General features: G+C 59.2%; 13 protein-coding genes. 6 read left to right on the top strand and 7 right to left on the bottom strand.

Annotation, left to right across the window (positions count from 1 at the left end; translation table 11 throughout):
- Positions 1–75 precede the first annotated feature (75 nt).
- Entirely contained in the window at positions 76–684 is a 609-nt protein-coding gene (gene purN / locus HDF14_RS02485; RefSeq protein WP_183973187.1) for a phosphoribosylglycinamide formyltransferase, read from the top strand.
- Positions 685–689: 5 nt separating this feature from the next.
- Here purN and HDF14_RS02490 read toward each other — a convergent pair whose 3' ends face one another.
- The 5 genes from HDF14_RS02490 to HDF14_RS02510 all read right to left on the bottom strand — a co-directional run bounded on the left by HDF14_RS02490 (position 690) and on the right by HDF14_RS02510 (position 5,492).
- Positions 690–1,712 (bottom strand): site-2 protease family protein, encoded by a 1,023-nt coding sequence (locus tag HDF14_RS02490; RefSeq protein ID WP_183973189.1) that lies wholly within the window; start codon positions 1,710–1,712, stop codon positions 690–692.
- Positions 1,713–1,761: 49 nt separating this feature from the next.
- Positions 1,762–2,979: a S1C family serine protease gene (locus tag HDF14_RS02495; protein WP_183973190.1), complete on the bottom strand. Its 1,218-nt coding sequence runs from the start codon at positions 2,977–2,979 to the stop codon at positions 1,762–1,764.
- A 232-nt stretch (positions 2,980–3,211) separates the two neighbouring features.
- Positions 3,212–3,751, bottom strand: coding sequence for a hypothetical protein (locus HDF14_RS02500; protein WP_183973192.1), 540 nt, complete (start codon positions 3,749–3,751; stop codon positions 3,212–3,214).
- 140 nt (positions 3,752–3,891) lie between these two features.
- Positions 3,892–4,548: a dephospho-CoA kinase gene (gene coaE, locus HDF14_RS02505; protein ID WP_183973194.1), complete on the bottom strand. Its 657-nt coding sequence runs from the start codon at positions 4,546–4,548 to the stop codon at positions 3,892–3,894.
- A 5-nt stretch (positions 4,549–4,553) separates the two neighbouring features.
- The gene (locus HDF14_RS02510) at positions 4,554–5,492 is read right to left on the bottom strand and encodes a bifunctional 5,10-methylenetetrahydrofolate dehydrogenase/5,10-methenyltetrahydrofolate cyclohydrolase (RefSeq protein WP_406707176.1); all 939 of its coding nucleotides are present in this window, start codon (positions 5,490–5,492) and stop codon (positions 4,554–4,556) included.
- A gap of 61 nt (positions 5,493–5,553) precedes the next feature.
- Between HDF14_RS02510 and HDF14_RS27345 the strand changes: the two genes are divergently transcribed.
- The 5 genes from HDF14_RS27345 to HDF14_RS02530 all read left to right on the top strand — a co-directional run bounded on the left by HDF14_RS27345 (position 5,554) and on the right by HDF14_RS02530 (position 10,815).
- On the top strand, positions 5,554–5,718 hold the full coding sequence (locus HDF14_RS27345; protein WP_406707177.1) for a Trm112 family protein: 165 nt from the start codon (positions 5,554–5,556) through the stop codon (positions 5,716–5,718).
- A gap of 165 nt (positions 5,719–5,883) precedes the next feature.
- On the top strand, positions 5,884–6,132 hold the full coding sequence (locus HDF14_RS02515; RefSeq protein ID WP_183809434.1) for a hypothetical protein: 249 nt from the start codon (positions 5,884–5,886) through the stop codon (positions 6,130–6,132).
- A gap of 76 nt (positions 6,133–6,208) precedes the next feature.
- Positions 6,209–6,880, top strand: a complete 672-nt coding sequence (locus tag HDF14_RS02520; protein ID WP_183973198.1) for a hypothetical protein — start codon at positions 6,209–6,211, stop codon at positions 6,878–6,880.
- A 63-nt stretch (positions 6,881–6,943) separates the two neighbouring features.
- Positions 6,944–9,895, top strand: a complete 2,952-nt coding sequence (gene ppc, locus HDF14_RS02525; protein WP_183973200.1) for a phosphoenolpyruvate carboxylase — start codon at positions 6,944–6,946, stop codon at positions 9,893–9,895.
- Between the two features lie 365 nt (positions 9,896–10,260).
- The gene (locus HDF14_RS02530; protein WP_183973202.1) at positions 10,261–10,815 is read left to right on the top strand and encodes an energy transducer TonB; all 555 of its coding nucleotides are present in this window, start codon (positions 10,261–10,263) and stop codon (positions 10,813–10,815) included.
- Positions 10,816–10,842: 27 nt separating this feature from the next.
- Here HDF14_RS02530 and HDF14_RS02535 read toward each other — a convergent pair whose 3' ends face one another.
- Together HDF14_RS02535 and HDF14_RS02540 are read right to left on the bottom strand one after the other, a co-directional pair.
- Positions 10,843–11,586, bottom strand: coding sequence for a hypothetical protein (locus tag HDF14_RS02535; RefSeq protein WP_183973204.1), 744 nt, complete (start codon positions 11,584–11,586; stop codon positions 10,843–10,845).
- A gap of 31 nt (positions 11,587–11,617) precedes the next feature.
- Positions 11,618–12,958 carry an MFS transporter gene (locus tag HDF14_RS02540; RefSeq protein WP_183973206.1) on the bottom strand — a complete coding sequence of 447 codons (1,341 nt, stop codon included), beginning with the start codon at positions 12,956–12,958 and terminating at the stop codon, positions 11,618–11,620.
- Positions 12,959–12,975: the final 17 nt, after the last annotated feature.

Genomic DNA, 12,975 nt, shown 5'->3' on the forward strand with positions numbered 1-12,975 from the left:
CGAATTGAGTCGAACAATATGCCCGACGAAGACATAGAGCGCGGCCTCGCCTAGAATCGAAACAAGGAATCCTTCATGCACCGACTTGGCATTCTTCTCTCCGGCAGAGGCTCGAACTTTCTTGCGATCGTGAAGGCTATTCACGAACGACGTTTGCTCGGCGCAGAGATTGCGGTCGTGTTGTCTAACATAGAAGATGCTCCGGGGCTAGCGGCGGCACGCGAGCTGAATCTGCCCTCCTTTGCGATTCCCTCGGCGGGTCACAAGCGTGCCGAGCATGACGCGGAGATGATCGCGCGACTTCATCAACACAAGGTCGACCTGGTCTGCCTGGCGGGATATATGCGTATCATCTCCCCTGTGTTTGTGGGGGCGTTTCCGAACCGAATACTCAACGTACACCCCTCGCTCCTGCCGGCCTTTCCAGGCCTCGACGCACAGGGGCAAGCTCTGAAGTATGGAGCCAAGGTGGCTGGTTGCACGGTGCACTTTGTCGATGAGGCGGTGGATCATGGCGTCATCATTCTGCAAAAGACGGTGCCCGTTCATGACGACGACACTGAGGCAACTCTCTCGGCTCGCATCCTCGAGCAGGAGCACCGCACCTATCCGGAGGCTATCTCCACGGTGCTGAGCGGGGAGTATGTCATTGAAGATCGCCGCTATGTCCGCCGCAAACCCTGACGAAGTTAGAACCGCCGCATCGTCTCAGGCACAAGGCCCATCAGCGCTCCCAGCAGAAATAATAAAAGCGTGTATCGAATCATCGTCCCGCTGCTGGGGCTCTCAGGAGCTGTGCCCGTGAAGAGCCGCCACGCCATACCCGCTGCAATGAAGAGAAAGACTCCTTCATGTAGAGATGCAAAGAAGAGAATGGCGGCGGCCAAGATCAGGCCACGCTGCATGCGATTGAGCGCATGCGTTGCCTGCGCGCCGTCGAGACCCAGCACTGGCACGAGGTTGATCAGGTTCAGCCACGCACCTGCATGGGCCAGCGCAGACCAAAACTCGACTTTCGTATAAAAGTAGATGGCCGCGCATGCTGCGGCCGCCAGCAATCCGGCGAAGGGCCCTGCGAGCGCGATGCTCGAGAGCGCGTCGAGCGAGATTCCCATGCTGTACCACCGCACATACGCCCCTAGCCCAGGCAGGAACACAGGCAGATCCGCCTTCAGCCCACGCCGCCGCGCCGCAATGTAGTGCCCGAGCTCGTGGATCAAGATGGATACAGCGAAACCCAGGCCGAACTTCCATCCAAACAGCGCCCAGTACACCCCGAAGAAGGCGAAGAAGCTTAAAAGAAATTTGAACTTTAGCAGAGCGAACAAAAACGTCTTTGCCTTCAGCAGAAAGAACGTAACCGGAGCCAGCGGCCCCAGCCTCTTCTTCCACGTCGCAGTACGCTGCTCACCCGTCTGAATGCGCTCATCGAGCGTCGCAAGGTGCGCTGCCACCTTCTGACTCTGCTCCCCCGCAGGCAGCCATTGCAGCATCTGCTGCCATGTCTCACGTGCCTGCGGCCATGCCCGCTCCTGCTCCTGCGACATCGCCAGCTGCCCAAGTCCCGTCAAATAACCCGCGTAGACGATCGTGTGACACTCCGGGCAGGCGAGCGTCATCGGCGGCAGCCACAGACTGCACTCGGGACAGTTATGGATCGGTTCAGGGGTACCAGCGGAAGGATTGGTTTCGAGCACTGCAGGATCAGTCATAGAAGCATCTACCATTTTATCCGTTCAGCGACGACCACGTTCAGAGCACTTAGGTCTCGCGACCAGCTTGTCCCTGTTGCTCCGTCGCGTCGTTCAGCTTCACTTTGACGTCGAGCCGCTTATGCCCGCGGAAGACCGTGAGGGTCACCTCATCTCCTGCCTTATGCGAGTTCATCGCCGCCGATAGATCCTGCGCATTCGTGATCTCCTGGCCGTCGATTGCGACGATCAGATCGCCGCCCAGCATCACCGGCATATTGCCCTGGTAGGCTCGCTGAGTTCCTCCATGCAGGCCGGCCTTCTCCCCAGCACCACCCGGCAGGACGCGTTCGATCAACAGACCGTAGTCAGCAGCCAAGCCGATCTGTGCAGCTACCTCCGGCCCAACCTCGAGAGTGGCTATATCGAGCGTGGGACGGCGCACGCGGCCATACTTTGCAAAGTCTGCGATAACCGCCTTCGCCGTATTTACCGGAATTGCAAACCCGATTCCTGACGATTGGTCCGCGCCGTTGTTTGCAATCAGCGTGGTAATACCGATGACTTCGCCACGAGAGTTCAACAGCGGGCCACCCGAGTTGCCAGGATTCACTGCAGCATCGGTCTGGATCGCGTCTTCGATAGGATTGTTGTTCGGGCCACGAATCGACCGGATCGCCGAAATGATTCCGCGCGTCATCGTGCCGGATAAGCCAAACGGATTGCCTATCGCATAGACCCGCTGGCCAACGGTCAGGCTCTGGGACTCAGCCAGAGTCGCCGGCTGCAGATTCGGCGCGTTGTTGATCAGCAGCAACGCAAGATCGTGCCCCTTGTCGACGCCAACCACCGTCGCCTTGTACTTATGCTTGTCCGAGAGCGTGACCTCGACGCGCTGCGCGTTGTCGATCACGTGGTTGTTGGTAAGGATGTGGCCCTGCTTGTCCAGAATGAATCCGGAGCCCTGCCCCTGCTGCGGAACAGGCCCATAAAAAAAGTCGAACGCCACCGCTGTCGAAGTAATGTTTACCACCGACGGAAGAGCTTTCTTGTAGACGGCAATATTCTGCTGCTCCTCAGTGTCGTACGCAGGCGCCGCATCAGCCTCGGTCAGTTCAAAGTTCCCCATCGGCCCGGTGACGGTCGCAGCTCTTGTGGCAGTGACCGGCGCAGATGGCACAGCACGATGCAGCCACGGGGAGACCGCTCCCGTCGACCAGACATGGGTCGTCAGATAGTAAAAGCCGCAAAGAAGAAGGACCACAAGCAGAACGGGACGCAATTTCATCGTGAACACGACCTGAACTTTCAAATAGCCGGTCTCAAAAAAACCGGCTAATTCAATTGTATCGAGCCGCGTGCTCGTCTGCTCACTCGCGGCGGTACGCCGTTGATTCCGTCGAAAGGGGCCAGCGGGGTAGCGGGACCAGATTCGTCCCGCTTCTTTGGAGGATCAGAGCCTTGCAGACTATTGAGCGTCCAGCACATCTTCCCGGGGAGGGACTAAACCTGCACTTTACTTACACCATTCGCTGCAGCCGATTGAGCGCGGACGGCTTGATACGGGGAGCATGGAGAAAATTCTCGCGTTCGGGCTGACGTTTGGCCGGCGCCTCCCACGACTCCTCCTTGACCCGCACCGGACCAGCCCAGGACTCGGCATCGAGGTCTGCGCTGGCAACGTTGGCGCGACCCACCAGCGAGCGATCGGTGCGATCGAGCCGATCCGTGCGCTCAGTTTTCTCTCCAGGCTCGGAGCGTTCGGCCCGATTGATAACCTCTACCTCTTCGCTCTTTGCGACAAGATCAAGACCTTCCAAAGCCGCCTCGGCGTCCTGCTCGTTGTTATGAACGGTCGCCATCAGCGAAGCCATGAAGTTCGCCATCATGCGCTGCGCACACTTCTGTCCGCACAGATGCTTCGCGCCCTTGCGAGAGTTCTGCGGCGACTCCCAACCGCGAAGCTTCAGCTCTCCGCCCGTTTCGTAGGCGACGAACCAGTAGTTACTCGTCTGCTTCTCTGCTGCACAGATATCGCAATTGATCGCTTGCCGGATCATCTGCCCGTCTCCTTGTCCTTCAATAAAGTGTGGCTGTCTGACACAGTACCTTCATCGGCAGAAGACTGAAATGCATCATCCCGGGACATTCAATTTGTTCAGGAGCTTAAGACCGGCATGTTCCTACGATAAGCGCTCGTCTACGCCGCAGCCTCGAGGATCGGCCAAAGCTGATCGACCTGCCACTCCAACTCCGTCAAAGCGCCGCCGTTGGTCAACACGTAGTCGGACAGGGCGCTCTTCTGCTCGTCGGAGATCTGCTGCGCCAGCCTGCGGCGTGCCTCCTCCTCGAACTCAGCGCGCTGCTCTTCGTTGATAGCCTTGCCGCCTGAGGAGCGGGCGACAAATCGTGCGATCTTCACCTCTTCGGGAGCCGTCACCAGAATGATCCTGTCGAAGCGTTTCTGCCATCGTGCACCATCTACCGTCCCGAAGTTCGTCTCGAAGATCAGTGCCGACTCCACCATCACGACAGCGCGTGGTTCCTGCTGAGAGATCTCCTCGGTCAATGCCATCTGGCGCGCTATCACCAACGGATGCGCGATTGCGTTCAACTCTTCGACACGTCCCTCCGTGAAGGCGATGCGTGCCAATGCGGCGCGATCAAGCGTTCCATCGGGCCGAACCACGCCGGGGCCAAAGTGTGCGATCATTCCGTCGTAGATCGGCTGACCTGGCTCCATCAGCTCGCGCCCAATAGCGTCCGACTGCAACACGCGCGCCCCAAGCGCGGCGAACAATCTCGCTGCGGTAGACTTCCCGCTTCCTAGCCCGCCGGTAAGGCCAACGCGCAACATGAAGGTTAGTTGTTCCCCAGCGAAATCCCGCGCCGCAGCTTTGCCGCCGTTACCGTGTTCTGCATCAACATCGCAATGGTCAACGCGCCAACGCCACCCGGCACCGGCGTGTACGCTCCCGCCAACGCGAACGCCGCCGGATGAATATCGCCGACAACAACCGATCCGCGCTTGGCAAAGGTCGCCGCCCGATCCTCATCGCCGGGAAAAAACTCGTCAACCTCATCGGCACTGGTGATGCGGTTGATCCCGACATCGATCAGAGTTGCGCCAGGCTTGACCATCTCTGCGGTCACGAATCCCGGCCTGCCCATTGCAGCCACCAGGAGATCGGCCTTGCGAGTCACGCTGCCGAGGTCGACAGTCTTGCTGTGGCACACCGTCACCGTGGCCGAGGCGTTCAGCAGCATCATCGCCGCAGGCTTGCCGACAATATCCGAGCGCCCCACGATGACCGCATTCTGGCCCGCAACGGGCAAGTCGCTCCGTCGCAGAATCTCCATAATCCCCGCCGGCGTACAGGGAGCCAACCCCGGCTGACCGCTCTGCAGCCGGCCCACATTCATGGGATGAAATCCATCCACATCCTTGTCCGGCGACACGGCCTCGAGCAGCCGCTTGGTGTTTACATGCTTTGGAAGAGGAAGCTGAATCAGAATGCCGTCGATGTCTTCGCGAGCGTTCAGCGCCGCTATCAAATCCAACATCTCGTCGGTCGTAATGGTCTCCGGCGGCGTAAGCATCTCGCTGAAGATTCCCAACTCGCCGCAGGTCTTCACCTTGCTGCGAACGTAAATTTGCGACGCGGGCACCTCTCCGACCAGAATCACGGCCAAACCGGGAGTGATTCCGCGAACGACAAGCGCTTGAACCTCGACTGCAACCTCGGCCTTGATCTGCCCCGCAATCGCTATGCCATCTAAGATTCTGGAAGTTCTTTTCATCTCACTCATATCCGTTCCATGGTATCGCGCTCTCCGGATCTTCGGCCGGTAAGATAGCGATATGAGCGCTGAATCCCTACCGGCCACCGATCTTCGATGTGTCGTGTGCCCGGTGTGCCACCAGCCGCTCGAGAACGCCGGCAATATCATCTCCTGCGAAGGCTGCGGGCGACGTTATCCTGTTATCGACGGAATTCCCGTGCTGCTTGCGGACCGCGTACTCTGATTGAGCTCCTTCAAGGAAACTTTCCGGGCCATCTCTTCGTAAAGTTCTCGGGCGACATAATCTGTCGGGCCAATGAATGAGTTTCAACGCGACCTCGGTTGACCCAGGACGTCTAATACCAAGGGCAGGCCGACGGCGGACACGCGTTGAGCAGGAGAAGTGCAGATGACAAAGGCAAAGGGTGCCCATGTCGAAAAGTTTGCCGAGGCCGACCTCTCGGGTCTGCGAGAGGACCTGATGAAGTCGGGCCTCGACTCCTGGCAGGCAGCCGATCTCATCAGCAGTTTTCTGGTCACGCGCGGCTACGGCGTCTCGACGCAGGACGCACGCAAAGCAGCTTTCCGCATGGAATCCATCAGCTGCTCGCTACCCTGCCTGCAGGAGGAGTTAGAAAAGATCGCGCAATTGATGTGAAATACCCTTCTCTTGGCAGCATCACTAAGCCGAAAAAAGTCTGTCGTACGTCAACGTCGTCGACTACGCTATCCCCATGTCTGCCAACTTCCGCCGCCTTGTCCTTCTTCCACTGACGCTCGCTTTCCTTGGAGTCGCGTCGGTATTTGGCGAAGAACAAGCCGCAGAGCAACCTGACCATCCGCAGCTCGTAAAGACAACTCTCGCCGACGGAATCGATCGAATCGCCGGACAAGAACCGACCTCGCGGATCCAGTACGTTCGCCTGGCCGTGCCAGGGTCTCTTCGTCTCCCCGTTACAGGAGATTCTCCCGCGCCGTCCCCCTCACCCACACTGATCGCCCAGTGCACCCTGCGCCCCAATGGAAAATCTTATTTCGAGCTCTTCGCAAACTTCGGACGCGCCCCCAACCTGGCTTTCTATCCTCCCTGGACGCGAACCCCAGAAGGCGATCTCTTCCCTCCACCCACTGAAAAAGTCATCATGACGATGGACTTCCTCGGCTACACCCACGTAAAACCTGTCCGCCGCCAATGGGAGATTCCTGTCCAAACGCCGGGCCAGTATCGCTACAACCCACCCGGCTCCGGTTCTTCGAATCTTGAAGAGATCGCCTACTATCTGCGCTATCTGCTCGCTCTCCCAACCCTTCGCCTCACGCTCGGCAACAACTCCGCCGACTTTCTCACCACTCCGCTACTCAACGAGATCCGCAAAGAACCCCTCTGCCGCGCCGCTGCTCTCTGATACGGTCTACTGAAGCGCCAGCGCCTCGCCCCCTCGATCCAGCACACAAGGCATAATCAAAGGATGCCGTCCCTTTGGTCTCCAACCGACTGGCCCCAGCGTCTCGCCGAACTACAGGCTCCCACCGGCGAGCTCAAAGAAGCTCCTCTGCGCCGTGACGTTCGCTCGCTCGGCATGTTGCTCGGCGAGGTGTTGCGTGAACAGGCCGGCGAGCCGATCTACGAAGCCGTCGAAGCTCTTCGCCGCATCGCCATCGCCCGCCGCGAGGCCGAAGCCCCGCAGACAGGAGCTGCCGACGAGGCCACCGCCACCGCCCACCTCCAGCAGGCTCTCGCCCGCGTCCACACCCTCGACCTGCCGGCCGCCTACCAGCTCACCCGGGCCTTCGGCTTCTACTTCGAACTCATCAACCTCGCCGAAACAAACCATCGCAAGCGTCGCCGCCTCTCCCTTCAACTTAATCAGAACTCCAGCTCCTCCGGTTCTATCCAGCGTGGTGATCTCCGCGGAACGCTTCGCCGTCTCCGCGAAGCAGACTTCACCGCCGAACAGGTTCACGCACTGTTGAACCGCATCTGCGTCTCCCCCGTCTTCACCGCGCACCCAACCGAGGTCGCCCGTCGCAGCGTCATGTTCAAGCGCCGCCGCATCTCCGATCTGCTCGAGCAACTCGACCGCATCCCCGTCCCTGAGCCCCACCTCGAATCCCTCGAGCACGACCTGCTGGCCGAGATCACCGCACTCTGGCAGACCGACGACGTGCGTAGCGCCCGCCCCACCGTCCTCGACGAGATCCGCATGGCCCTCGACTACTACGAGTCCAGCCTTTTCGACACCCTCCCCGTCCTCTACTCCGAGATCGCCACTGCGCTCGCAGCCGAGTACCCCGACAAGAAAAGCTCCGATTCGGTTACAAATAGACGCAGCGATCCCCCACCCTCAACAACTCCACCACCCTGCATCGCCGATCTTCCCCAGCTCATCACCTTTGGTTCCTGGATCGGCGGCGACCGCGACGGCAACCCCTTCGTCACTCCGCAAGCCACTCGCGACGCCCTTGCGATGGCCCGCTCGCTTCTATTCACGCACTACCGCCGCCGCCTGCAAAACATCTTCGAACAACTCGCAAGCTCTATCCAACAGGTCCCCGTCTCCGCCGAACTGACCGCCCTGCTCGACCGCTACCTAAGCCAACTCCGAACCGCCGGCCAGAACGCTCTCGGAGAGCGCTTCCCACACGAATCCATCCGGCTGCTCGTCGCCTGCATCATGATGCGCCTCGGAGCCACCCCGCAGTCCGCAGTCCCTGTTCCAGCGAACCCCGCGCTCAAGCCCTACACCCGCGCTGCCGAAATACTCTCCGATCTCACCACTCTCCGCGACTCGCTGATCAAAAATAGCGGGCCACGCCTCGCCGAAATGCTCATCGATCCGCTCCTGATCGAAGTCCGCACCTACGGCCTGCACCTGCAGACTCTCGACATTCGCCAGCACGCCCGCGTCCACGCCGCTGCAGTCGCTGAGGTCTCGGCCTGGTGCCCCTCAAGCTCTCCCGACTCGCTCAATCTTCCCTCCGCCTTGAGCGAACAGACAGCCGAGGTCCTTGACACCTTCCGCACCATCGCCGAGCTCAAACAAACCTACTCGCCCGAATCCATCCGGCAGTACGTCATCAGCGGCGCAACCAGCGCAGAAGATGTTCTCCAGGTCATCTGGCTCGCGCGTCTGGGCGGAGTCAGCGTCGAAGCCACGCCACCAGACGCAGACGGGAGAATCGACGATCCCGGCCTTCAACCTGTCCCGCTCTTCGAGTCCATCGAGGATCTGCAAAACGCCCCCGCCATCATGCGCAAGCTCTGGACCAGCGACGTCTACAAGCCTCTGCTCGCCAGCTGGAACCGCCGACAGGAGGTCATGCTCGGCTACTCTGACTCGAACAAAGATGGCGGCATGATCACCAGCACATGGGAGATCTGGAAGGCTCACCGCGCGCTTCACGAAGTCGCCCGCGAATGCAACGTGACCCTGCGCCTCTTTCATGGTCGCGGAGGCACTGTCGGACGTGGCGGCGGCCCCACGCACCGCGCCATCTTCGCTCAACCCGTCGACAGCTTCACTGGCGAACTCCGCATCACCGAGCAAGGCGAAGTCCTCAACTGGAAGTACTCCGACGTGGTCCTCGCCGAACGCAATCTGGAACTAATGATCGCCGCAAGCCTCGACGCCCTCGCCCGCCCCGACGCAGCACTGCAACACGGAGCAGCGATCCCCCACCTCACCGGAGAGATCCTTCCCGCATGGGAAGCCGCGCTAGACCAGCTCTCTGCCACCTCCTACGACTTCTATCGGAAACACATCGTCGACAACCCCGACACCTTCACCTACTTCGAGCAGGCCACGCCCGTCGCCGAGTTGGAGCACGCCCGCCTCGGCTCACGCCCTGCCAAACGCAGCGGCAAAAAATCCATGGCCGATCTACGTGCCATTCCCTGGGTCTTCGGCTGGATGCAGTCGCGCCAACTCGTCCCCGCCTACTTCGGTGTGGGCCACGCGCTCCATCACTTCATCGAGTCCAACCCCGACGGTCCAGTGTCAGGCCTGGCGCAGCTCCAAACCATGGCTCGCGACTTCCCACTCTTTCTCGACATCATTCGCAACGTCGAGATGGCCCTTGCCAAGGCCGACTTCGGAATCGCTCGCCTCTACGCCTCACTGGTCGAAGACGAAGCCCTCCGCGACCGCGTCTTCACCACCCTCGAAGAAGAGTTCAACCTCACCCACCGCATGATCCTCGAGATCACGAAGCAAAAATCGCTCCTGCAGACCAACCCCGTCCTCGAGCGCTCAATCCGCCTGCGCAACCCCTACGTCGACCCAATGTCGCTCATCCAGGTTGAGCTAATGCGCCGCAAACGCGCAGCTCAGACAAAGGGAGACCTCGACTCCCCCGAACTAGATCGCGCCATCTCCGCCACCATAAACGGCATCAGCGCCGGCCTCCGCAACACCGGCTGAGTTCCTGTCAGACCCGTCGTTCATCTTTGTTGTTTCTGCAAATTTGTTTCTCGTCTAGATTTGAACTCATGCTTACGATATTGCGTTCGTCTCGTGCTCGTTCCACCTTTGTGTTTTTGTTCGCCTGTCGTTTCGTATCTGTCCTCAACGCGCAATCGACCGAAGCCGACATCAAGACGAGACTGATGAACCAGCCACTCTTTTTACGTGGCTGCTGAGGCGACGACAAGTTACACTTCGACTCCGTCGGGACTCTCAGGGAGAAATCCAGTGTTGTCGCGTTTACTCTCTGCGGCTTCGAGTTCAAAGATGTCCATATCAAGCAAGATAAGCTCATTCTCGATGGTCGGCGTATCGGTCTCGAGTTGAAAGATGACGAGCAATTCCGCGTACCGCTTAACGCAGGAAAAATAGGAAGTCAGCAGGACGAATCTATTCATCTAGAAGTCGCAGCCGGCCCGACGGGCGATTATAGCCCTGCTCTGGATGCCATCTTCGTCAATGGTCTTCCCAACTTAATTCCGTCGATGCCCTCGTATTGGAAGCCCTATGCTTTGAAATACTTCACTCCAGTGGATGAGGCAGACGCTTCCACCACAGAGCCAACGAGCCAACAACCGCCTGCCCCTAAGGCCGCCCGCGTTGGCGGCGCAGTCAAGGCACCCAAACTACTGCATGCCAAAGAACCGACGTTCAACGATTTCGCACGTAGACTCCAATACAGTGGCGTCGTAGTAGTAAATTTTCACCTTGAGCCAGATGGCACCGTGACGAATATGTCCATCGTTCATGCGCTGGGAATGGGGCTCGATGAACGAGCTCTCGCGGCTGTACAAAAGTACCCTTTCTCCCCCGCCACACAGAACGGTATTCCGGTCCTTGTCGAACTCAATGTCGAAATTAATTTTGAGATCTATTGAAATCAATCAAATCAGGCTGAAGGCGGGTCAGTACCCCTGGTCCGCTCGAAACGCCGTCACTTTATTTTTCACAAAGGTCACGGCCATAGGCTTTCCAAGGTTCGCGAACACCACCATGCGATCTCCATAGGTATTGCTTGTGCTCTTGCTCACCTGCCCCAACGCAAGCTGCACCTGCCGCTCATTCATTCCGAGAATGACCTGGTGCGCATCCACCGCCTTCCAGATCTCCGGCCCCCAATGCTTGTAGAGCTCATGCGGATCGTCATAGAACAAAATCTCATCCGTATAGAACGTGTACTGTCCCGCCTGCCGATACCCCACCGGCACAGCATATTCCTTCGTATCGCCTGCAGCATCGGGCCGCGTGAACACCATCAGCACCTGCTTGTCGCCGCCCGGAATCCGAAACGTCGCCGCCTTCGGAGCCACCTGCTCGATCGCATCCTTCACCAACAGCGGCTCAGCCCCCAACAATGTTCCGGCAGGCTTTCCATACTGCGCCGAGTGCCCAACGAGAGGGTAGTACTCAAGCTGCCCGCCAGCAGAAACCCAAACCGTCGTTCCCGCCAGATCCTTGATGTCCTTCAGCGAGTCAGGCCGCTTTTTCTTCAAAAAAACAAGATCGTCTTCAGGAATTACCTCACGAGCCGGAGCCTTCACCGAGTTGTCCGGAGCATTCCGCTCCCGGTAGATCAAGCCCACCCGAATCCCCACCGCCAACACCAGTATTACGGTTGCCCCAATCGCCGCCTTAGCCCCATTCTGCATCGACTCTCCTCATGAACCCAACCACAGCACTCTAATCTATCGGCTCCGCGACACTCAACTCCAAATCCTTTTCCATCAACGCCTCAGCCGTCAGAGCATCCGCATTGCGCAGCTCGGGAAATAGCCCGGCGGCAGAGGCCGTTACCAACATCGAACCGATTCCACCAATCACCACCGCCCGCACCGCGCCCCACCATTGCGCCGTCACGCCGCTTTCAAACTCGCCAAACTCATTCGACGCTCCGATGAACAACCAGTTCACCGCACTCACTCGTCCACGCATCTCCGGTGGCGTCGCCAACTGCAGCACGCTCGACCGCACCACTACACTCACCATGTCGCTCGCGCCGACAATCACCAGCGCCGCCGCACTCAGGTAGATACTCTTCGACAACCCGAACACAACAGTCGCTGCGCCGAAGATTCCAACGCACACTAGCATCGTCAACCCAGCCTTGCGCTTAATCGGTCGCACTACCATCAACAACGAAACCGCCAGCGCCCCAACCGAAGGCATCGCCCTCAGCAATCCGAGCCCGCGAGGTCCGGCATGCAAAATATCGGTAGCAAAGATCGGCAACAACGCCGTCGCACCGCCCAACAGTACAGCAAACAAATCCAGCGAGATCGACCCCAGCAACAGCTTCGCGCGCCACACATACTCAAGCCCCGCCAGCACTGTCTTCATACTGAAGGCCTTCTTTTCAGTCGTCACCATCTTCGCCCGAATCATGCTCACCAGCACAACGAATCCCAGCAGCATAAGCAGCGTGAAGCTGTAGACCAGCGGAGCGCCATTACACACCGCCGCGACGCCGGCCAGCGGCAAGGTAAATAAAAGCCCCCCCACCGCCGGCCCCGACATATTCGCAATCTGGAAGACCGTCGCGCCCCATGTCACTGCGTTCACAAAATCTTCCTTCGGCACCAGGCTCGGAAGCATCGCGCTCGCCGCAGGCCCACTGAACGCCCTGCCCAATCCAATTCCCACTAGCACCGCATAGATCGGCCACACCCTCCCATGCTGCAACGCCGTCGCACTCAACGACAACCACAACAACACAGCAGTACAACAAGCCTGTAGCCCATAACAGAGCAGAATGATCTTCCGCCGGTCATACCGGTCCGCCGCGTGCCCCGCTGCCAGCATCACAAACAACCCAGGCAGAAAAAGCGCCAGCCCTGTATATCCAAGATCCAACGCCGAGTGCGTCAGCGCGTACACCTGCCACGCCACAGCGACCGACTGCGCCTCCGCCCCCAGAATCACCATCAACCGCGCTGTCTGATATAGCCGAAAGTCCCGCGACTTAAACGCCGAGCGGTAATCCTTCTTTACCGCTGGCTCCCCTCGTTCCGAACCATCCGCCATAGCCTATGTTTTCACAC

The organism is Tunturiibacter gelidiferens (assembly GCF_014201335.1).
In the GTDB taxonomy this organism is placed as follows: domain Bacteria; phylum Acidobacteriota; class Terriglobia; order Terriglobales; family Acidobacteriaceae; genus Edaphobacter; species Edaphobacter lichenicola_E.

What these genes read in the sequence shown, in the direction of transcription:
- HDF14_RS02535 (WP_183973204.1), bottom strand. Translation starts at nt 11,586, where the DNA reads ATGCAGAATGGGGCTAAGGCGGCGATTGGGGCAACCGTAATACTGGTG.
- HDF14_RS02520 (WP_183973198.1), top strand. Translation starts at nt 6,209, where the DNA reads ATGTCTGCCAACTTCCGCCGCCTTGTCCTTCTTCCACTGACGCTCGCT.
- HDF14_RS02540 (WP_183973206.1), bottom strand. Translation starts at nt 12,958, where the DNA reads ATGGCGGATGGTTCGGAACGAGGGGAGCCAGCGGTAAAGAAGGATTAC.
- HDF14_RS02510 (WP_406707176.1), bottom strand. Translation starts at nt 5,492, where the DNA reads ATGAAAAGAACTTCCAGAATCTTAGATGGCATAGCGATTGCGGGGCAG.
- coaE (WP_183973194.1), bottom strand. Translation starts at nt 4,548, where the DNA reads ATGTTGCGCGTTGGCCTTACCGGCGGGCTAGGAAGCGGGAAGTCTACC.
- ppc (WP_183973200.1), top strand. Translation starts at nt 6,944, where the DNA reads ATGCCGTCCCTTTGGTCTCCAACCGACTGGCCCCAGCGTCTCGCCGAA.
- HDF14_RS02515 (WP_183809434.1), top strand. Translation starts at nt 5,884, where the DNA reads ATGACAAAGGCAAAGGGTGCCCATGTCGAAAAGTTTGCCGAGGCCGAC.
- HDF14_RS02495 (WP_183973190.1), bottom strand. Translation starts at nt 2,979, where the DNA reads ATGAAATTGCGTCCCGTTCTGCTTGTGGTCCTTCTTCTTTGCGGCTTT.
- HDF14_RS02490 (WP_183973189.1), bottom strand. Translation starts at nt 1,712, where the DNA reads ATGACTGATCCTGCAGTGCTCGAAACCAATCCTTCCGCTGGTACCCCT.
- HDF14_RS02500 (WP_183973192.1), bottom strand. Translation starts at nt 3,751, where the DNA reads ATGATCCGGCAAGCGATCAATTGCGATATCTGTGCAGCAGAGAAGCAG.
- purN (WP_183973187.1), top strand. Translation starts at nt 76, where the DNA reads ATGCACCGACTTGGCATTCTTCTCTCCGGCAGAGGCTCGAACTTTCTT.
- HDF14_RS27345 (WP_406707177.1), top strand. Translation starts at nt 5,554, where the DNA reads ATGAGCGCTGAATCCCTACCGGCCACCGATCTTCGATGTGTCGTGTGC.